17 protein-coding genes are annotated in these 20,319 nt (G+C 70.8%); 11 read left to right on the forward strand and 6 right to left on the reverse strand.

From position 1 onward, the window contains the following. Positions 1-4 precede the first annotated feature (4 nt). From ACFWJ8_RS01350 to ACFWJ8_RS01360, 3 genes are all read left to right on the forward strand, one after another. Positions 5-235, forward strand: coding sequence for an RNA-binding protein (locus ACFWJ8_RS01350; RefSeq protein ID WP_109210617.1), 231 nt, complete (start codon positions 5-7; stop codon positions 233-235). 49 nt (positions 236-284) lie between these two features. Then, the gene (rimM, locus tag ACFWJ8_RS01355) at positions 285-905 is read left to right on the forward strand and encodes a ribosome maturation factor RimM (RefSeq protein WP_378808656.1); all 621 of its coding nucleotides are present in this window, start codon (positions 285-287) and stop codon (positions 903-905) included. A gap of 100 nt (positions 906-1,005) precedes the next feature. Then, the gene (locus tag ACFWJ8_RS01360) at positions 1,006-5,121 is read left to right on the forward strand and encodes a molybdopterin-dependent oxidoreductase (RefSeq protein WP_378808011.1); all 4,116 of its coding nucleotides are present in this window, start codon (positions 1,006-1,008) and stop codon (positions 5,119-5,121) included. Positions 5,122-5,242: 121 nt separating this feature from the next. Here ACFWJ8_RS01360 and ACFWJ8_RS01365 read toward each other — a convergent pair whose 3' ends face one another. Continuing rightward, on the reverse strand, positions 5,243-6,652 hold the full coding sequence (locus ACFWJ8_RS01365; RefSeq protein WP_378808013.1) for an MFS transporter: 1,410 nt from the start codon (positions 6,650-6,652) through the stop codon (positions 5,243-5,245). A 177-nt stretch (positions 6,653-6,829) separates the two neighbouring features. On the opposite strand from ACFWJ8_RS01365, the gene trmD reads away from it, so the two are divergent. Further along, complete coding sequence (trmD, locus tag ACFWJ8_RS01370; RefSeq protein ID WP_378808014.1) at positions 6,830-7,531, forward strand: tRNA (guanosine(37)-N1)-methyltransferase TrmD; 702 nt, start codon at positions 6,830-6,832, stop codon at positions 7,529-7,531. A 15-nt stretch (positions 7,532-7,546) separates the two neighbouring features. On the opposite strand, the gene ACFWJ8_RS01375 is transcribed toward trmD, so the two are convergent. The 4 genes from ACFWJ8_RS01375 to nirB are packed head-to-tail and all read right to left on the reverse strand — an operon-like array spanning position 7,547 to position 12,436. After that, positions 7,547-8,683: a uroporphyrinogen-III synthase gene (locus tag ACFWJ8_RS01375; protein ID WP_378808016.1), complete on the reverse strand. Its 1,137-nt coding sequence runs from the start codon at positions 8,681-8,683 to the stop codon at positions 7,547-7,549. Further along, positions 8,680-9,432: a uroporphyrinogen-III C-methyltransferase gene (gene cobA / locus ACFWJ8_RS01380; protein ID WP_378808018.1), complete on the reverse strand. Its 753-nt coding sequence runs from the start codon at positions 9,430-9,432 to the stop codon at positions 8,680-8,682. Before cobA ends, ACFWJ8_RS01375 begins: the two co-directional genes overlap by 4 nt. Then, positions 9,429-9,860, reverse strand: coding sequence for a nitrite reductase small subunit NirD (gene nirD, locus ACFWJ8_RS01385; protein ID WP_378808021.1), 432 nt, complete (start codon positions 9,858-9,860; stop codon positions 9,429-9,431). The genes cobA and nirD overlap by 4 nt, the downstream gene beginning before the upstream one ends. Beyond that, entirely contained in the window at positions 9,857-12,436 is a 2,580-nt protein-coding gene (nirB, locus tag ACFWJ8_RS01390; RefSeq protein ID WP_378808023.1) for a nitrite reductase large subunit NirB, read from the reverse strand. The genes nirD and nirB overlap by 4 nt, the downstream gene beginning before the upstream one ends. A gap of 282 nt (positions 12,437-12,718) precedes the next feature. Here nirB and ACFWJ8_RS01395 point away from each other — a divergent pair, with 282 nt between their 5' ends. Together ACFWJ8_RS01395 and glgX are read left to right on the forward strand one after the other, a co-directional pair. Further along, positions 12,719-14,164, forward strand: a complete 1,446-nt coding sequence (locus tag ACFWJ8_RS01395) for an aminotransferase class V-fold PLP-dependent enzyme (protein WP_378808026.1) — start codon at positions 12,719-12,721, stop codon at positions 14,162-14,164. Positions 14,165-14,188: 24 nt separating this feature from the next. Next, positions 14,189-16,390: a glycogen debranching protein GlgX gene (gene glgX / locus ACFWJ8_RS01400; protein WP_378808029.1), complete on the forward strand. Its 2,202-nt coding sequence runs from the start codon at positions 14,189-14,191 to the stop codon at positions 16,388-16,390. A 15-nt stretch (positions 16,391-16,405) separates the two neighbouring features. Here the strand turns inward: glgX and map are convergent, their stop codons facing one another. Further along, positions 16,406-17,188: a type I methionyl aminopeptidase gene (gene map, locus ACFWJ8_RS01405; protein ID WP_378808032.1), complete on the reverse strand. Its 783-nt coding sequence runs from the start codon at positions 17,186-17,188 to the stop codon at positions 16,406-16,408. 120 nt (positions 17,189-17,308) lie between these two features. On the opposite strand from map, the gene ACFWJ8_RS01410 reads away from it, so the two are divergent. From ACFWJ8_RS01410 to ACFWJ8_RS01430, 5 genes are all read left to right on the forward strand, one after another. Next, complete coding sequence (locus ACFWJ8_RS01410; RefSeq protein WP_378808035.1) at positions 17,309-17,812, forward strand: MFS transporter permease; 504 nt, start codon at positions 17,309-17,311, stop codon at positions 17,810-17,812. Positions 17,813-17,980: 168 nt separating this feature from the next. Next, positions 17,981-18,328, forward strand: coding sequence for a 50S ribosomal protein L19 (gene rplS / locus ACFWJ8_RS01415; protein WP_018171083.1), 348 nt, complete (start codon positions 17,981-17,983; stop codon positions 18,326-18,328). Between the two features lie 151 nt (positions 18,329-18,479). Further along, entirely contained in the window at positions 18,480-19,262 is a 783-nt protein-coding gene (lepB, locus tag ACFWJ8_RS01420; protein WP_378808038.1) for a signal peptidase I, read from the forward strand. Next, positions 19,259-19,918 carry a ribonuclease HII gene (locus ACFWJ8_RS01425; RefSeq protein WP_378808040.1) on the forward strand — a complete coding sequence of 220 codons (660 nt, stop codon included), beginning with the start codon at positions 19,259-19,261 and terminating at the stop codon, positions 19,916-19,918. Before lepB ends, ACFWJ8_RS01425 begins: the two co-directional genes overlap by 4 nt. A gap of 66 nt (positions 19,919-19,984) precedes the next feature. Further along, the gene (locus ACFWJ8_RS01430; RefSeq protein ID WP_045297888.1) at positions 19,985-20,308 is read left to right on the forward strand and encodes a DUF2469 family protein; all 324 of its coding nucleotides are present in this window, start codon (positions 19,985-19,987) and stop codon (positions 20,306-20,308) included. Positions 20,309-20,319 lie beyond the last annotated feature (11 nt).

The raw sequence follows: 20,319 nt of genomic DNA on the forward strand, positions 1-20,319 counted from the left end.
TCCGTTGCTCGCCGCCGCGCTCGAACACGTCGTCAAGGGGATCGTCGATCACCCGGATGACGTTCGCATCGACTCGTCCACGTCGCCTCGCGGCGACGTGCTCGAGGTGCACGTGCACCCCGAAGACCGGGGTCGCGTGATCGGGCGCGGCGGCCGCACGGCCAAAGCCCTGCGCACCCTCATCACTGCCCTCGCCGACGGTCGCCGCGTGCGTGTCGACGTGGCGGACGACTGAGGTGGCAGGCGAAGACACCACGGGAGCGGGCGAGGACGCCCGCCAGCCCGTGAACGCCGTTCCGCCGGTCGGCAAGACCCAGCTGCGCGTCGGGCGTCTCGTGAAGGCCCACGGCCTCAAGGGTGCCATCAAGCTCGAGCTGTACACCGACGATCCGGACGGGCGCTTCGTCCCCGGCGCGACCTTCACCCTTCAGGTGCCGGAGTCGTCGCCGTGGCACGGCAAGCCGCTCACCGTCCGCGACTTCCGGTGGATGAACAGCCACCCCGTCGCGTTCTTCGAAGGAGTCGAGGACCGCAGCACGGCGGAGGAGCTGATCCGCGCCATCCTCTGGATCGATGAGGACGCGCAGGCCGCGTCCGCCGAAGAGGACGCGTGGTTCGACCACCAGCTCGTGGGGCTCGACGTCGTGCGCGATGGCGCCGTCGTCGGCAGGGTCGCCCGCATCGAGCACCTTCCCGCGCAGGACCTGCTGATCGTCCGCGTCGGCGACGACGAGGTGCTCGTGCCGTTCGTCAAGGCGATCGTCCCGGAGGTCGACGTCCCCGGCGGCCGTGTCGTGGTGACGCCGCCGCCCGGGCTGTTCGAGGAGCTTCCCGACGAGCCGGACGACGAGGCACCCGCCCAGGTCGCCCGTGCCGAGGATGCCGCCGCCGAGACCGAGGACTGACCGGCTTCACAGCCGTCGCCTGCCGTCCGTGCAGCAGATGTGATCTGCGGGAAACACGGCGGGACATGCCCCGGAACCTCCATGCCCGAGCCTGGATGGCATGGGTGATGCCGGCACCGCACTGAGCGCTCCACACGGCGCCGCCGTGGGCGCCGAGCTGACCGTGCGCACGGTCTGCTCGTACTGCGGCGTCGGCTGCGGCATCGCCGTCACGGCCGCCGACGCCGGTGCGGGGCATCCCCGCGCCATCGCGAAGGTGGCCGGCGACCGGGAGCATCCGACGAACGCGGGACGCCTGTGCACCAAGGGCGCGACGCACGCCGAGCTGATGCAGGCGCCCGGGCGGCTGACGACGGCGCTCGTACGACCCGCCCGCGGAGAGCCTGCGGTGCCGGCTCCGGTCGCCGAGGCGGTGAGGGATGCCGCGGCCCGCCTGCGCGCGATCGTCGACGAGCACGGGCCCGATGCCGTCGCGCTGTACGTGTCGGGTCAGATGAGCATGGAGGCGCAGTACCTCTCGAACAAGCTCATCAAGGGGTACCTGCGCGGGATCCACATCGAGTCCAACTCGCGCCTGTGCATGGCCTCTGCCGGCACCGGATACAAGCAGTCGCTGGGCGCGGACGGCCCGCCGGGCTCGTATGAGGACTTCGACCGCGCCGACCTGTTCTTCGTGATCGGCTCGAACGCCGCCGATTGCCACCCCATCCTGTTCCTGCGGATGGCCGACCGCCTCAAGCAGGGAGCGAAGCTCATCGTGGTCGATCCGCGGCGCACCACGACCGCCGATCGCGCCGACCTGTTTCTGCAGATCCGGCCCGGCACCGATCTCGCACTGCTGAACGGCCTGCTCCACCTCCTGGTCGAGGCCGGCGACATCGACGAGGAGTTCATCGCCGCCCACACCGAGGGCTGGGAGCACATGCCCGAGCTGCTCGCGGAGTACCCGCCCGGTCGCGTCGCCGACCTCACCGGACTCGCCGAGGAGGACATCCGCACAGCGGCGCGCTGGATCGGCGAGGCAGGCGAGTGGATGACCCTCTGGACGATGGGGCTCAACCAGTCGACGCACGGCACATGGTCGACGAACGCGATCTGCAACCTGCACCTGGCGACCGGTGCGATCTGCCGCCCAGGCAGCGGCCCCTTCTCGCTGACCGGCCAGCCCAATGCGATGGGCGGCCGCGAGATGGGCTACATGGGGCCGGGGTTGCCCGGCCAGCGCGCCGTGTTCAGCGCCGACGACCGCGCGTTCGTCGAGGAGCAGTGGGGGATCGCCCCGGGTTCGATCCGCGCGGAGTCCGGCGCGGGCACGATCGACATGTTCCGCCGCGCCGCCGCGGGCGAGATCAAGGCGGTGTGGGTCGTCTGCAGCAACCCGGTCGCGTCGGTCGCCAACCGCCGCACCGTCATCGAGGCGCTGGAGACGGCGGAGCTCGTCATCGTGCAGGACGTGTACGGCGAGACCGCGACCACGGCCTACGCCGACGTCGTGCTGCCCGCGACGCTGTGGGTCGAGGCTGACGGCGTGAGCGTCAGCAGCGACCGCACGATGACCCTCGTGAAGGAGATCGTCCCTGCGCCGGGCGAGGCGCAGCCCGACTGGCTCACGATCTGCCAGATCGCCCGTGCGATGGGCTACGACGGGTTCGACTTCGCCTCCAGCGAGGCGGTGTTCGACGAGATCCGCCGCTTCTGGAACCCGCAGACCGGCTGGGACGTTCGCGGTGTCACGTACGAGCGGCTGCGGCAGACGCCCGTGCAGTGGCCCGCGCCGCCGGAGGACGTCGAGACGCGGCATCCGATCCGCTACCTCAACGACGGCGTCAGCCAGACGCTGCGGGTCGAGGACGACGGCACCGTGCCGCGATTGGCGTTCGCGACGGCGTCGCGCCGTGCGCAGTTCCTGGCACGTCCGCACCTCGATCCCGCGGAGCAGCCCGACGACGACTACCCGTGGGTCCTCAACACCGGCCGCCTGCCGCACCACTGGCACACGCTGACGAAGACGGGCAAGGTGGCCAAGCTCGCGAAGCTGCACCCGGGTCCTCTCGTCGAGGTTCATCCCGTCGATGCCGAGCTCCACGGCATCGGCGACGGCGACCTCGTCGAGGTGGCGTCGCGTCGTGGCCGGTTCGTGGTTCCCGCCGTCGTGACCGATCGCGTCCAGCAGGGCGGGCTGTTCGCGCCGTTCCACTGGAACGACGAGCACGGCGAGTACGTCACCGTGAACGCCGTGACGAGCGATGCCGTCGATCCGCTGTCCGCGCAGCCCGAGTTCAAGTACGCCGCGGTGTCGCTGCGGCGCGTCGGTCCCGCGCCCGCCACCACCGACGACGGCTCCGCGGTCGAAGCGGCGCTGATGGGCGCGGGCGTGACCGTGACGCCGCCCGAGCTCACCGACATCGAGGGCGCGTACCTCGCCGGCTTCCTGTCGATGGTGCGCTCGGTCGCGCTCGCTCCCGGGCAGGTGCCGGTGCTGCCGCCCGAGGCCCCGCTCGGCGACCTCGTGCGCGGCTGGTTCGACGGCGTGCTGGCAGGGGCGTTCTCGCGCACGGCTGCGGCGGGAGGGATGCCGGCGGCCTCTCCCGCCGCAGCCGACGAGGTCGTCGTGCTGTGGGGGTCGCAGACCGGCAACGCGGAGGAGTTCGCGATCGCCGCGACCGCGGCGCTCGGCGCGCGCGGCATCCCCGCCCGGGCGCGGAGCATGGCCGAGCTGCGGGCGGCGGATCTCACCGAGGTGCGGCGGCTGCTCGTGGTGACTTCGACCTTCGGAGACGGCGGACCACCCGACAACGCCGCGTCGCTGTGGCACGACCTCAACGCCGACGGCGCGCCGGAGCTGTCGGGACTGCAGTACGCCGTGCTCGCCATGGGCGACTCGAACTACGACGACTTCTGCGGCCACGGCCGCCGCCTCGATGAGCGGCTCGGCGAGCTCGGCGCGACGGCGCTGCTGGAGCGCGTCGACGTCGAGCCCGACGCCGACGCGCCGCGCGAGGCGTGGCTGGCGCAGATCCTGGCGACGCTGTCGGACGCGGGGCCCGGGGTGCCGGCATCCCTCACCGTGGCGACGGAGGTCGTCGCACCGGCGAAGCGACTGTTCAGCCGCGCCAACCCCGTGCACGCGATGCTCGTGCGCAACGAACTGCTGAGCGGGCCCGGATCGCAGAAGGAGGTGCGGCGCTTCGCGTTCGACCTCTCGGACTCGGGAGCCGCGTACGAGGCAGGTGACTCGCTGGGGGTCGTGTGCGCGAACGCACCCGCCGTCGTGGCGGAGTGGCTGGACGCCACCGGGATCGCACCGAGCGCCGTCGTCGAGCTCGACGGCGAGGAGCGCACGTTCGCCGACGCGCTTCGCACGCGCCTGGACATCACCAAGACGCCGCTGGACCTTGTGCGCTTCGTCGCGCAGCGCAGCGGCGACAGCATGCTCGCGACGCTGCTGCGGCGAGAGAACAAGAGCCGCCTCGACCAGTTCCTGTGGAGCCAGCAGGCGATCGACCTCGTGCGGGACTTCCCGGTGAGTGCTTCGGCCGAGGAATGGGCGGGTGTGCTCAAGCGCCTGCAGCCGCGGCAGTACTCGATCTCGTCGAGCCCGAAGACCGACCGCGACACCGTGGAGCTCACCGTGTCGGTCGTGCGGTTCGAGACCGAGGCCGGGCGGTCCCGCGGCGGGGTGTGCTCGACGTTCCTCGCCGACGGCGACGGACGCGCGGCGCCCGTCTATCTGCAGCGGTCGCCCGCGTTCCGGCCGCCCACCGGCGCCGACACGCCGATGATCATGATCGGGCCCGGCACGGGCGTCGCGCCGTTCCGCGCATTCCTGCACGACCGGCGCGCCGACGGGCATTCGGGTCGCAACTGGCTGTTCTTCGGCGAGCAGCATGCGGCGAGCGACTTCTACTACCGTGACGAGCTCGTCGCCATGCGTGACGACGGCTTCCTGACCCGGCTCGACGTCGCGTTCTCACGCGACCAGCGCCAGAAGGTCTACGTCCAGGACCGCATGCTCGAGCACGGCGCGCAGCTGTGGCGCTGGCTGCAGGACGGCGCCCACGTCTACGTGTGCGGCGACGCGAGCCGCATGGCGAAGGACGTCGACGCGACGCTCGCCACCGTCGCGCAGCAGCACGGCGGTCTGGACGAAGCGGCTGCGGGGGAGTACCTGCGCACCCTCGCCGCCGACGCGCGATACGTACGCGACGTCTACTGACGCTCAGCCCGCCGCCTCGCACCGGCCGATCGGTCGGCGCCGGCCGCGCGAACGAAGACGGAGTGGATGCCTCGGCCCGAGGCATCCACTCCGTCTTCGTGGTGGCGGCAGCGCGGAAGGGTCAGATGCGCTGCTTCGCGAGCGAAGCGCGCGGGATGACGTAGACGAACAGCGTCAGGAGCAGCAGTGCGACGTAGGCGCCCACGAACCCGACGAACGCGGCGGTGTAGCCGCCCGTCGCGAGCTGCGACGCGTTGAGCACCTGCGGGACGAGGAAGCCGCCGTACGCTCCGATCGCGGAGATGAGACCGAGCGCAGCCGCGGACTTGCGCAGCATCCTCGTGGCCTCGACACTGCCCGGCTGGTCGCCGCTGGCCACGGAGCGGGCGGCGAAGATGCTCGGGATCATGCGGTAGGTCGAGCCGTTGCCCATGCCCGTGGCGGCGAACAGCACGAGGAACACGCCGAGGAACACCGGGAAGCTGTGCAGCGGCAGCGTCCACACGAGCGTGAGCGCGCCGAGCGCCATGACGGCGAAGGCGCAGACCGTCACCCGCGCGCCGCCGAAGCGGTCCGCCAGACGGCCGCCGTACGGACGCGCCAGCGACCCGACCAGCGCGCCGAGGAACGCCAGTGTCACCGCGGCCTGGCCGACCTGGATCGTGGCGAATTCCGGGAACTGGTCGGCGATGAGCTTCGGGAAGACACTTGCGAAGCCGATGAACGAGCCGAACGTGCCGATGTACAGCATCGCCATGATCCACAGGTGCGGCTCGCGCAGGGCCGCCGCCGAGCCCGCGAAGTCGGCCTTGGCCGACGACAGGTTGTCCATGTACCGCCACGCGCCGAACATCGCGACGAGGATGAGCGGGATCCACATCCAGCCCGCGAGCGAGATGTTGAGCGTCGCACCTGCACCGAGGGTCACGACGATCGGCACGGCGAACTGCGCGACCGACGTGCCGAGATTGCCCCCGGCGGCGTTGAGGCCCAGCGCCCACCCCTTCTCCTTCTGCGGGAAGAAGTAGGTGATGTTGGCCATGGAGCTCGCGAAGTTGCCGCCGCCGACGCCGCCGAGAGCGGCGACCAGCAGCAGGACGCCGAACGGCGTGTCGGGGTTCGACACGACGACTCCCAGGAGCACCGCCGGGATGAGCAGCAGGCCGGCCGAGACGATCGTCCAGTTCCGGCCGCCGAAGATCGCGACCATGAACGTGTACGGGAAACGGAGGGTCGCGCCGACGAGGCTGGGCAGCGAGATCAGCCAGAACGACTGCGAGCTCGTGAGGTCGAAGCCCGCGGCGGGCAGCATCACGACGACGATGCTCCACAGCTGCCAGATGATGAAGCCGAGGAATTCCGCGAAGATCGACCAGCCGAGGTTGCGACGTGCGATCGCGCGCCCTTCGGTGCGCCAGAACGCCGGATCCTCGGCGTTCCAGCCGTCGATCCAGCGGCCGCGGCGACGCGTCAGCGAGCTGAGGGGCGGGGCAGCGGCATCCGTCGTCGACGGGGTCACGGTCGTGGTCATGGCGCCTCCTGGTGGACCGACAGTGCGGGTGAGTGTGCGTCCACGCTACGAACGGGGTGTTTCGGGCGGTCGGGCCGGCGGGTTACCTCTCCGTCACTTCTCGATCACCCGCCGCGAGAAGGCGAGGTGGGGGCGCCGTCACACGTCCGAAACACACGGGCCTTCTAGACTCGGAGCATGCGCGTCGACATCGTCACGATCTTCCCGACGTTCTTCGACGTGCTCGGAGTCTCGCTCATCGGTAAGGCGCGTGACCGCGGCATCCTCGACATGCACGTCCACGACCTGCGCGACTGGACCCACGATCGTCACCGCACCGTCGACGACACGCCGTACGGCGGCGGCGCCGGCATGGTCATGAAGCCCGAGCCGTGGGGCGAGGCGCTGGACGCCGTCCTGAGCGAGGACGCCGTCCTGCTGGTGCCGTCGCCCGCCGGCGAGCTGTTCTCGCAGCCGCTCGCGCGCGAGCTCGCGCAGGAGCAGCACCTCGTGTTCGCCTGCGGCCGCTACGAAGGCATCGATCAGCGCGTCGTCGACCACTACGCCTCCCGCGGCCGCGTGCGGCTCGTGAGTCTCGGCGACTACGTCCTCAACGGCGGCGAGGTGGCCGCGATGGCCGTCATCGAGGCCGTGTCGCGCCTGATCCCCGGCGTCGTCGGCAATCCCGAGAGCCTGGTCGAGGAATCGCACGAGCTCGGGATGCTGGAATACCCGAGCTACACGAAGCCGGCCGAATGGCGCGGGCTGGAGGTGCCGCCGGTGCTGCTGAGCGGCAACCACGGCGCCATCGCGGCCTGGCGGCGCGAGCAGAGCCTGGAACGCACCAAGGCGCACCGCCCCGATCTGCTCGAGGGCATGGACGTCGCGGCGACCGACTGATCGCCGGAGCCCGCGTCAGACGGGATCGACGACGTCGAGCCGGTACCCGCGCTTGACAACGGTCCTCACGAGGTCGGGCGTCCCGAGCGCCTCGCGCAGCCGGGCCACCGCCATCTCGACCGCGTGCGTGCTCTCGCCGGAACGGGGGAGCACCGTCTGCAGCCGCTGGCGTGACACCACTGCGCCACCCGCGTCGAACAGCGCGGCCATCAGATCGGCGCCGGTGCGCGACAGCGGGATGTGACGGCCGTCGAGCACGACGCCCGCGCTGCGCAGCTCGAGCCTGCCGGAGCCGGTCGGCAGGGAGTCCGCGTGACCGCCGCCGAAATGCGACACGACGGCGCGCACGAGCGCACCCAGCCGCCCGCGCTCCGCGATGAGCGGTTCGACGCCGGCGTCCTGCAGCGGCCCCGCGGTGATGGGACCCACCGCGGCGAGCAGCAGGCGTCCACGTCGCGAGCGCTGCACGATCGCCTCGAGCGCCCCCTCGCGGGCGGCGGCGGCCATCCACTCTGCGGCGCCGGGCGCGGACGTGAACAGCACGGCGTCCACCTCTCCCTGCGCGGCGGCCTGCACCGAGCGTGCGACCACGGCGGGGTCGGGAGGCGGGCCCCAGCGATACACCGTGAGGCTCACGACGTCGGCGCCCGCATCCCCGAGCAGTTCGTCGAGCCCGTCCGCGCCTGAGCCGTGGTGCTGCACCGCGACCCGGCGGCCGGCGACGCCTTCGGCGAGCAGGTACTCGCCGAGCTCGGCGGAGGTCTCGGACTCGGCGACCCAGTCCGCGGTGAACCCGGCCTGCTGGATCGCTCCGCGCGCCTTGGGGCCACGTGCGACGATCTGCGCACCGGCGAGCGCCGCGTGCAGCTCGTCGGCGAGTCCCGCCTCGTCGGCGGCCTCCATCCAGCCGCGGAAGCCCACCCCCGTCGTGGCCACGACGATGTCGGGACGCGTGTCGATCAGCGTGCGCGTGGCGGCGACCAGGGAGTCGTCATCGATGTGCGGCACGATCGTGAGCGCGGGCGCGTGGCGCACGACGGCGCCGTGACGCTCCAGCGCGGCGGCGAGCTCGGACGAGCGCCGGTCGACGGCGATGACGACGGTGCAGCCGTCGAGCGCGGCCGAGAGGGTGGGGCGGGTGGTGGAGCTCAACGGACGGTGTCACCTGTCATCTCGTGCGCGGGGAGCAGCAGTTCGGCGCGGGCGACATCGCCGACGACGATGACCGCGGGATTGCGGATGCCGGTGCGCCCGGCATCCAGCACCGCCCTCCCGAGCGTAGTGCGCGTCGTCCGCTGGTCGAGGTGGTGCCCGCGTTCGACGATCGCGACCGGACGGTCGGCGGGCACTCCCGCGCGCAGCGCGTCTGCCGCGATGCGCGGGATCGCGCTGACACCCATGAGGATCACGGTGGTGACCTCGGGGTCGCGCAGCGCGGCCAGCGCAGACTCGCTGACCGGTCCCTGGCCGTGGACGATGTGCACGGCCGTCGCGACACCGCGGTGGGTGACCGGGATGCCGGCAGCCTGCGGCACGGCGACAGCGCTCGTGACGCCGGGGACGACGTCGACCGGGATGCCGGCGGCCAGACATGCCGCGACCTCCTCGCCGCCGCGGCCGAACACGAACGGGTCGCCGCCCTTCAGGCGGACGACCTGCTTGCCCTCTCGGGCGCGGGCGACCAGCAGGGCGTTGATCTCGTCCTGCGGCACCGGGTGGTGCCCGGGCAGCTTGCCGACGTCGATGACCTCGGCGTCCGCGCGCAGCTCGCCGCGCAGGTCGGTGGGGCCGAGCCGGTCCATGACGACGACGTCGGCCGTCGTGAGGAGCCTCCAGGCCCGGAGCGTCAGCAGGTCGATGGGGCCCGGCCCGCCGCCGACGAGGTGGACGCGGCCCGTCATGTCGCGTTCCCGTCGGGGCGCTCGTCCCAGCGGACCAGCACCACGCCGTCGTCGACCGCCGTCGGCCACACGTGCAGGTTCGCCGGCTCCTTGCCCTGCGCGTCCAGGCACACGCCGGTGCGCAGGTCGAAGACCTGCTTGAACATGGGCGAGGCGACGGTGGGGGCATCCTGCCGGGTGCCGACGATGCCGCGCGAGATGACGTTGGCGCGGCTGAAGGGGTCGAAGTTCGACACGGCGTAGACACGCCCGTCACGGCCGTCGGGTCCGCGCGTGAGGAACAGTGCGATCTGGGTGCCGCCGAGGAGGGCGGCGCGCCCCCGCTCGACCTCCAGGTCGGCGAGGGCGCACACCCGCATCCAGCCGGGCGGGGCGCCCTGCGTGTCCGGGTGCGGCTGTGCGGTCGTCTGCGACTCGATGACGGTCATCGGCGCACCTCCAGGGTCGTTCCGGCGATGAGGACGCCGCCGGCGCCCCGCTCGTCGGCGGTGGCGGGGCGGGGCTGACCGCGTTCGGCGACATAGGCGAGCGACGGATCAGGCGTGGTGGGCGCGTTGACGAACGAGGCGAACCGGCGGAGCTTCTCGGGGTCGTGGAGCGTCGCCGCCCACTCGTCCTCGTATGAGCCGACGTGCGTCGCCATCGCCGCGTCGAGGTCGGCGCAGATGCCGAGGCTGTCGTCGAAGATGACGGCGCGCAGTCCCTCGATCCCGCCGTCGAGCTCCTCGAACCACGGAGCGGTCCGCTGGAGGCGGTCGGCCGTGAAGATGTAGTACATCAGGAACCGGTCGATGGCCGTGAGCAGGTCCTCGTCGCTCAGCCCCTCGGCCAGCAGCACCGCGTGGCGCGGCGTGAACCCGCCGTTTCCGCCGACGTACATGTTCCAGCCGGCCTCCGTCGCGATCACGCCGACGTCCTTGCCGCGCGCCTCGGCGCACTCCCGGGCGCAGCCCGAGACGCCCAGCTTGAGCTTGTGGGGCGAGCGCAGGCCGCGGTAGCGCAGCTCGAGGCGCACCGCCATTCCCACGGAGTCCTGCACGCCGTAGCGGCACCACGTCGATCCGACGCACGACTTCACGGTCCGAAGCGACTTGCCGTACGCGTGCCCGGATTCGAAGCCGGCGTCGACGAGCCGCTTCCAGATGTCGGGCAGCTGCTCCAGGCGCGCGCCGAACATGTCGATGCGCTGGCCGCCGGTGATCTTCGTGTAGAGCCCGAAGTCCTGCGCGACCTGCCCGATGACGAGCAGGCCCTCGGGGGTGACCTCGCCGCCCGGGATGCGGGGCACCACCGAGTAGCTCCCGTCCTTCTGAAGGTTGGCCATCACGTGGTCGTTGGTGTCCTGCAGCGTCGCATTCTCGCCGTCGAGCACGTGCCCGCCGACGAGGGTCGACAGGATGCTCGCCAGTGCCGGCTTGCAGATGTCGCAGCCGCGCCCGACGCCGAACCGTTCGATGACGGCGCTGAAGGTGTGCAGGCCCGACACGCGCACGGCGTCGAAGAGCTGTCGGCGCGACATGTCGAAGTGCTCGCACAGCGCGTTGCTCACGGTCGCGCCGGTCTTGGCGAGCTCGGTGCCCACGAGCTTCTTCACCATCGTGAGGCACGACCCGCAGGCGGCCCCGGCCTTGGTGCACGCCTTCACGGCCGCGGCGTCGGTGCAGCCCTCCTCGTGCACGGCGTGGCGGATACGTCCTGCGCTCACGCTGTTGCACGAGCAGACGAGCGCGTCGTCGGGCAGATCGCCGGTCGGGGCCGCGACGCCGCCCTCGGGCATGAGGTAGGCGGCGGGGTCGCCGCCGAGCGCACCGCCCACGAGCGGGCGCAGCGAACCGTACGCCGACGCGTCGCCGACGAGGATGCCGCCGAGCAGCGTCTTCGCGTCGTCCGAGAGGACGAGCTTCTTGTACACGCCCGCCACCGGGTCGGCGTACACCACGTCGAGCGCGCCCGGCGTCTCGGCGAACGCGTCGCCGAAGCTGGCCACGTCGACCCCCGAGAGCTTGAGCTTGGTCGACAGATCGTAGCCGGGGAAGGATGCCTCGCCTCCGAGTAGCCTCGTCGCAGCCACTTCGGCCATGGCATAGCCGGGCGCGACCAGTCCGACGCACTGGCCGTCGTAGTTCGCGACCTCGCCGATCGCGAGGACGCGGGGGTCCGAGGTCTGGCACCCGGCGTCGATGAGCACTCCGCCGCGCGGATGGACGTCGAGCTCCGCGGCGCGCGCGAGTTCGTCCCGGGGGCGCACCCCGACGGTGAAAACGACGACGTCGGTGCGCTCGTACGATCCGTCGCGGAACTCCAGTCCGGTCACCTGGCCGGTGCGATCGGGGTCGAGGCGCGTCGTGACCGCCTCGGTCCGGACTCCGATGCCGCGCGACTCGATCAGGCGGCGCAGCGCGCCCCCGCCGGCAAGGTCGAGCTGGGCCGACATGAGCCGGTCGGACGACTGCACGACGGTGCAGTCGACGTCGAGGCCCTGGAGCGCGCCCGCGGCCTCCAGGCCCAGCAGCCCGCCGCCGATGACGGTGCCTGTGAGGCGGCGACCCAGCTGAGCGGAACGCTGCTGCACGAAGGCCTCGAGCCTCTCGACGTCGTCCAGCGTTCGGTACACGAAGCAGCCGTCGAGCCCGAAGCCGTCGACCGCCAGCCGCGCGGCGTACGAGCCGGTCGCGAGCACGAGCCGGTCGTAGCCGACGCTCAGCCCCGACCGCGTGGTCACGCGCCGTGCGGAACGGTCGATGCGGACGACCGCGTCCCCGCGCAGGAACCGCACGCGGTCGTCGTCGAAGAACGAGCGGTCGAGGGTGAGGTCGTCGGTCGAGGCGCCGGCGAAGAACCCGGTGAGCCCGACGCGGTCGTACGGGTGGCGGTCCTCCTCGCCGATCAGCGTGACGTGCCAGCGCCCGTCGGCACGGCTGAGCAGGCTCTCCACGAACCGGTGCGCCACCATGCCGGCGCCCACCACCACGACATGCGTGCCGAGGGCGGGCAGGGTGCTCATGTCGTCACGGTACGCGGGCGATGTTGCATCGGTGTCAGCGTCATGTTTCCGGCTGTCGACTCGGTCGCGGTGGGCCATGGCTCCTCCTGATCCGGCGGGGATTCGGTGACAGCGACGTTAGGAGCGCGGTGTTTCGCCACCGGGGCACGCACCGTTACCCCGAACGAACGTTTCGCTCACAGCGGCCGCACACGCGACGTGAGAGGAGCGCGCGGTGTCGCACGGACGCCCGCGCGCACCGGCCACTTGTCCCGTGCCCCGAAGAGGAGGATTCTCGGCTGCATGGGGACACTCGCTTGGCGCGAGCTCGAGTTGATCCGCTCCCAGTTCGCATTCCCGCTGCGCGATCGCATCGTGACCAACAACGCCGCGAGCACGCAACCGCCGCTGGCGGTGCTCGAACTGCTGCGCGACCTGTCGGAGACGTACGAGAACGTCCACCGCGGTCAGTCCGACGCCTCCATCCGCACCACGGAGATGTTCGAGGCGTCCTTCGACACCATCGCCGCGTGGATCAACGCACCGTCGCGGCGCACCCTCTCGATGCACCGCAGCACCACCGAGGCGATCAACGCGGTCATGTACTCGCTGATGGCCGACTTCCGCGACGGTGACAACGTCGTCACCACCCTGATGGAGCACAACTCGGACTACGTCCCCTGGCATGCGCTGTGCCGCGAGATCCTGCCGCGGTTCGGGCGGAGCGTAGAGGTGCGGCTCGCGCGCTTCGATCACGACACCGGGGCGCTCGACCTGGCGCACCTGGCGTCACTGGTCGACGCGCGGACGAAGCTGGTGTGCTGCACCGGCGGATCGAACTTCCTCGGGACGAAGCCGCCGCTGGCCCAGGTGCGCGCGATCGCCGCCGCGAGCGGCTACGTGCAGCCCGACGGCCGCGACGGCGCCCTGCTCCTCGTCGACGGAGCGCAGCTGTTCGCGAGCACCCGCGTGGACGTGCAGCAGATGGGGGCCGACTTCGTCGCGTTCTCGTTCCACAAGCTGCTGGCGCCCTTCGGGGTCGGCGTGCTCTACGCGAGGGAGGAGCTGCGCGCGACGCTTCCGCCGTTCCTGTACGGCGGCGACATGATCGCCGAGGGGCAGGTGTTCCCCGATCACGTCGAGTACAACGACCTGCCGTGGAAGTTCTCCGCCGGAACGCCCAACATCCTCGGCGTCATCGCGTCGGCGCAGACGCTGCGCCTCATCGTCGACATGGTCGGAGCCGACCCCGCTCGCGCATGGTTCCGCACCGACGACCCACTGGCGCCGGGTGCGGTCGACGCGGCGATGACGGTCGTCGGCGGCCACGCGGCATCCCTGACCCAGCAGGCGTTGGAAGGGCTGTCGCAGGTCGCGGGGCTGCGGATCTACGGGGTCCCGCCGGGGGAGGAGCGGACGCCGCTGGTCGCCTTCAACGTCCGCGGCCGGTCGCCGTTCGCCATCGCTCGTGCGCTCAATGCGCAAGGAGTCGAATCGCGTGCCGGATGCCACTGCGCGACCCTTGCGCACCACGACCTCGGCATCGAACCCGCGGCGAGCTGTCGCGTGAGCTTCGCCGTCTACAACACGCCCGACGAGGTCGACCGCGTGGTGGCAGCTGTGCGTCGTGCCGTCGACAGGCCCGAGGACTTCCCGTCAGTGGCGACGCCGGGCGTGGCGACGGGCGGCACGGCGTCGGCTCCGGACAGCGGCGCGACCGCCGCGCAACCGCGCTTCGGTAGGGTGTAGCGACCTGACGCGAGGAGGACGCGCGTGCACACCTGGCCGGGATCGGCGTATCCGCTCGGCGCGACGTTCGACGGGAGCGGCACCAACTTCGCGCTCTTCAGCGAGGGGGCCGAGCGGGTCGAGCTCTGCCTGTTCGGCACGCGCGGCGCGGAGACGCGTATCGATCTCGTCGAGGTCGATGCCTTTGTCTGGCACGCCTACGTGCCCAACGTGCAGCCCGGCCAGCTCTACGGGTACCGCGTGCACGGTCCGTACGACCCGGCGAACGGGCTCCGGTTCAACGCGGCCAAGCTGATGCTCGATCCCTACGCCAAGGCGGTGGAGGGCGCGGTGCGCTGGGGGCAGCCCGTGTACGGCTATACGTTCGGCGAACCCGACTCGCGCAACGACGACGACTCCGCCGCCGACATGATCAAGGGCGTCGTCGTCAACCCGTTCTTCGACTGGGCAGGGGACCGGCGGCCGGGGACGCCTTACGCCGAGACGCTGATCTACGAGGCTCATGTCCGCGGCCTGACGATGCGGCATCCCGCCGTCCCCGAGGAGATGCGCGGCACCTACAGTGCGATCGCGCATCCCGCCATCATCGATCATCTGACCAAGCTCGGCGTCACCGCGATCGAGCTGATGCCGGTGCACCAGTTCGTCGACGATGCGATCCTGCAGCAGAAGGGCCTGTCGAACTACTGGGGCTACAACACGATCTCGTTCTTCGCCCCGCACAACCGGTACGCCGCGACCGGTCAGCTCGGTCAGCAGGTGCAGGAGTTCAAGGGCATGGTGCGAGCGCTCCACGCCGCAGGGATCGAGGTCATCCTCGACGTGGTCTACAACCACACCGCCGAGGGCAATCATCTCGGGCCGACTCTCTCGATGCGGGGCATCGACAACGCGGCGTACTACAAGCTCGAGGACGACAGGCGGTACTACACGGACTACACCGGCACGGGGAACAGCCTCAACGTGCGCAACCCGCACTCGCTGCAGCTGATCATGGATTCGCTGCGGTACTGGGTGATCGACATGCACGTCGACGGGTTCCGGTTCGACCTCGCCTCGGCGCTCGCCCGCGAGTTCTACGACGTCGACCGGCTGTCCACGTTCTTCGAGCTCGTGCAGCAGGACCCGGTGGTCTCGCAGGTGAAGCTCATCGCGGAGCCCTGGGACGTCGGTCCCGGCGGCTACCAGGTCGGAAACTTCCCGCCCCAGTGGACCGAGTGGAACGGCAAGTACCGCGACACCGTCCGCGACTTCTGGCGCGGCGCGCCGCAGGCGCTGGGGGAGTTCGCCTCGCGCCTCACGGGGTCGAGCGACCTCTACGAGCACTCGGGACGCCGGCCGGTGGCATCCGTCAACTTCGTCACCGCGCACGACGGCTTCACGCTGCGCGACCTCGTGTCGTACGACGAGAAGCACAACGACGCCAACGGCGAGGACGGTCGCGACGGCGCCGACGACAACCGCTCCGACAACTTCGGGGTCGAGGGTCCCACCGACGATCCGGCGGTGCTGACGATGCGGGCTCGGCAGCAGCGCAACTTCCTCGCCACGCTGATGCTCAGCCAGGGCGTCCCCATGCTGCTGCACGGAGATGAGCTCGGGCGCACCCAGCAGGGCAACAACAACGCCTACGCGCAGGACAACGAGATCACGTGGATCGACTGGGATGCCGCCGACCGGCCGCTCCTGGAATTCACGGCCGCGGTGAGCCGCCTCCGGCGGGACCATCCCACGTTCCGGCGCCGCCGGTTCTTCGAAGGGCGCCCCGTGCACCGGAATGTGGGTTCGCCCGTCCAGGACATCGCCTGGCTCCGACCCGACGGGTCGCTCATGCAGCCGGAGGACTGGGATTCCGGGTTCGGCCGCGCTGTCGGCGTGTTCCTCAACGGACAGGGCATCCGCGAGAAGGACCGGCGCGGCGACGCGATCACGGACCGCCATTTCATCGTGCTCTTCAACGCGGGCGACGACATCATCGACTTCCGCATCCCCGTGGTCGAGTACAGCCCCGACTGGGAGGTCGTGATCGACACGGCGGGGGAGCGAGCCGACTCGGCGCTCGTCAGCCCGGGCGACACCGTTCGCCTCGCGGCGAAGTCGCTCATCGTGCTGAGCGAGCACCCCCGCGTCGAGCTCGAGGTCGACCACTCCGTCGCGGCGTCGCTCGCGGCGCTCGCCGGCGCCGCGATGCCCGCGCACGCTCCACGCGCGGAGCTGCGCACCTGAGCGACGGCGCCGAGGTCAGGAGACGCCGAGCCAGGACCGGTCGGTGAGGACGATGGGACCGTCCTCGGTGATCGCGACCGTGTGCTCGGCGTGCGCGCCGCGCGAACCGTCCACCGAGCGCAGCGTCCAGCCGTCGGGGTCGGTGACGAGCTCGTCCGTCGTCTGCAGGAACCACGGCTCCAGAGCGACGACGAGGCCGGCGCGCAACGGGTAGCCGCGACCGGCCTTCCCGTCGTTCGGGACGTGGGGGTCGCCGTGCATGATGCGACCGACGCCGTGCCCGCCGAAGTCGGTGTTGATCGAGTAGCCGTCGCCGTGGGCCACGCCCGCGATCGCCGCCGAGATGTCGCCGATGCGGTTGCCGACGGTCGCGGTCCGGATGGCGGCATCCAGGGCCCGCTCCGTCGTGTCGATGAGGGCGAGGTCCTCGTCGCGTGCGGTGCCGACCACGAAGGAGACGGCCGAGTCGGCGACCCACCCGTTCACCGACACGGCGAAGTCGAGCGAGACCAGGTCGCCGTCGCGCAGCGCGTAGTCGAACGGGAGACCGTGCAGCACGGCGTCGTTCACCGACGTGCAGATGACCTTCCCGAACGGGCTCGCACCGAACGACGGGTGGTAGTCGATGTAGCAGGACTCGGCGCCAGCGCGGCGGATGAGGTCGTGCGCGCGACGGTCGATCGCCAGGAGGTTCGTCCCCACCTTCGTCTCGTCGCGCAGGGTCGCCAGCGTCTCGGCGACGAATCGCCCGGCGGGCTTCATCGCCTCGATCTCGGCAGGGGTGCGCAACTCGATCATGTGGTGTTCCTCTCGTTCCTCCCTCCATTCTGCCGGGCCTGCGGCGGTCTGGCTGGGAGGATCCTTCGCGGCGCGCAGGAGCGGTCCCATGCGGACCGGCACCGGCGTAGCATCGGAGGCATGTGGCTGCGTCGCGCGTTCTTCGGCTGGCTGATACCCGCGGCCTTCCTGCTTCCGCTGTGGCTGTTCGTCGGTTGGGCTGTCTTCAACGCGGGCGGCTGGGCCTTCCTGTGGGTGCTGTTCCTGGCCATCCCCGGCGTGTTCGTGTGGCAGCTGATCCTCACCCTCCTGGTGCGCGCGAGGGGAACCGTCCGCGCGCAGCGCGCGGTGTCGTGGTGGGACGTCCTCGGCTTCACCGTGTGGCACGGCCTCGTGATCTCGCTCGGCTTCTTCGTCGAGTCGTGGTGGGCGCCCGTCATGGTCGTCGCGATCCTCGCCGGCATCGGCCTGTTCTGGCTCGCGCTCTGGCAGCTGTGGAGCGAAGCGCGACCGTCGCGCGTCGTCCTGCACACCACCGAGGGCGTCGCCTACATCCCGCCGCCGCAGGAGTCGGCCGACGGCCCGACGGCCGCGGCGCGCGAGGTCATCGTCATCACGGAGAAGCAGGCGCCGCCCACCAGCTGAGGCGTTTTGGCGGGTCGGGGCATCCGTGGCACAATGGTTGTTTGTGCCCTGACCGGTTCTGCCTCAGGGGAACCAGCTGGACGGCGTCACGCCGAAGGCCTGCGGCACACCGAATCCTTCAGAACACTTCCCGCGGTCGACCTGTGGCGGCCGCAGAGAGAGACGATCATGCAGATCCTCGACGCCGTCGACGCGGCTTCGCTCCGCTCCGACATCCCCGCCTTCGACGCCGGCGACACCGTGAAGGTGCACGTCAACATCACCGAAGGCAACCGCTCGCGTATCCAGGTCTTCCAGGGCGTCGTCATCGGCCGCTCGGGCGATGGTGTGCGCGAGACCTTCACGGTCCGCAAGATCAGCTTCCAGGTCGGCGTGGAGCGCACGTTCCCGGTGCACTCGCCGGTCATCGACCACATCGAGGTCGTCACCCGCGGTGACGTGCGTCGCGCCAAGCTCTACTACCTGCGCAACCTCCGTGGCAAGAAGGCCCGCATCAAGGAGAAGCGCGACTACTGATACGTCGTCGCCTGTGCGCATCGAAGCCCCGGACCACTGGTCCGGGGCTTCGTCGTTCCCGGCACGCACGCGTCGACGTGCGGGAACGGCCCCGGAGTGTGTCACCCTTGAAGGCGGGCTCGCCGACGGACGGCGCCCGCGGAGGAACTCGATGACGACTGAGAAGTCGGCCCCGGCCGAGCCGTCGCCCACCGCCGGCACCGAAGCGACGGCGACGATCCAGCCGCGCCGCCGGGGATGGCTGATCTTCCTCCGCGACGTCCTCGTGATCATCCTGATCGCGGTGCTCGTCTCGCTCGTCGTCAAGACGTTCCTCGTGCGCTCGTTCTACATCCCGTCCGGCTCGATGGAGGACACGCTCCTCATCAAGGACCGCATCCTCGTCGACGAGATCACCCCGCGCTTCAACGGATACGACCGCGGCGACATCGTGGTGTTCCGCGACCCGGGCGGATGGCTCCCGCCGAGCACCGAGCCCGCACGCCCGCCGGTCGTCGAGGCGTTCGAGTGGGTGCTGTCGCTCGTGGGCCTCGCCGCGCCCGACAGCGACGACCACCTCGTGAAGCGCATCATCGGGCTGCCCGGAGACCACGTGGTGTGCTGCAACGCCATCGGCCAGATCACCGTCAACGACGTGCCCATCGACGAGACGGACTACGTCAAGTTCCCGCCCGGCGAGACCGCCGCGTCGGCCGACGCGTTCGACGTGACCGTCCCGGACGGCAAGCTCTGGGTGCTCGGCGACAACCGCTACCGCTCCAAGGACTCGCGGTACAACACCGACCAGCCGGGCAAGGGCTTCGTCCCGATCGACAACGTCGTCGGACGTGCCTTCCTCGTGACGTGGCCGTTCGACCGCTTCGGGCTGCTGGACTTCCACCACGAGGTGTTCGCCGGGGTCCCGGCGCCTGAAGGAGGCGACGGCTCGCAATGACCGTCGTCGAGCCCCGGCTCACGCTCGAACGCCGGCTGCTGCGCGAGCACACGCTCGTGATCGCGTGCGACGAGGTCGGCCGTGGCGCCCTCGCCGGACCGGTGGCCGTCGGTGCCGCGGTCGTCGACGCGCCGCGCTCGCGAAAGCGCGTCCCGCAGGGGCTGCGCGATTCGAAACTCGTCCCGGAACTGCGCCGGCACGACGTCGCGGCACGGGCCGCGTCCTGGGTCGCCGCGAGTGCCGTCGGCTGGGCGAGCTCGCAGGAGATCGACGACATCGGCATCATGCGCGCGCTGGGGCTGGCCTCGGTGCGGGCTCTCGCCGACCTCCGCGGTCAGGGCGTCGTGGTGGAGGACGCCATCGTGATCCTCGACGGCAACTACGACTACATCTCGCCCGCGGGCGCGTGGGCGCTCACGATACGCCCCGTCATCAAGGCCGACCGCGACTGCGCGTCGGCGGCCGCCGCGTCGGTGATCGCGAAGGTCGCGCGCGACGACCTCATGACCGAGCTGCACGAGGAGCTCCCCGCGTACGACTGGGCGCGCAACAAGGGCTACGCGAGCCCCGACCACCGCGCCGCGATCCGTGAGCACGGCATCAGCCGGCACCACCGTGCGTCGTGGTCGATCGCGGAGGCGCCGACGCTGTTCTGAGCGTCGCGTTCGCGGCCCGCGGACGCGGGAGCGCGGCATCCCTCTCCACCATAGGATGGAGGCACCATGGACGACGAGGTGTTCGAAGACTACGACCGTGAGCTCGAGCTCGCCCTGTACCGCGAGTACCGCGACGTCGTATCGCAGTTCCAGTACGTGATCGAGACCGAACGACGGTTCTACCTCGCCAACGAGGTCAACGTCGTCCGCCGCGACACCGAGCACGACTTCTACTTCGAGATCTCGATGTCGGACGTCTGGGTGTGGGACATCTACCGTGCCGACCGATTCGTCAAGGCCGTGCGCGTGCTGACGTTCAAGGACGTCAACGTCGAAGAGCTCTCGCGCCGCGACTTCCACCTCCCCGAAGAGCTGTCCCTCGACACCTGACGCCTCCTCCA

The organism is Microbacterium sp. NPDC058389 (assembly GCF_042722305.1).
Lineage (GTDB): Bacteria > Actinomycetota > Actinomycetes > Actinomycetales > Microbacteriaceae > Microbacterium.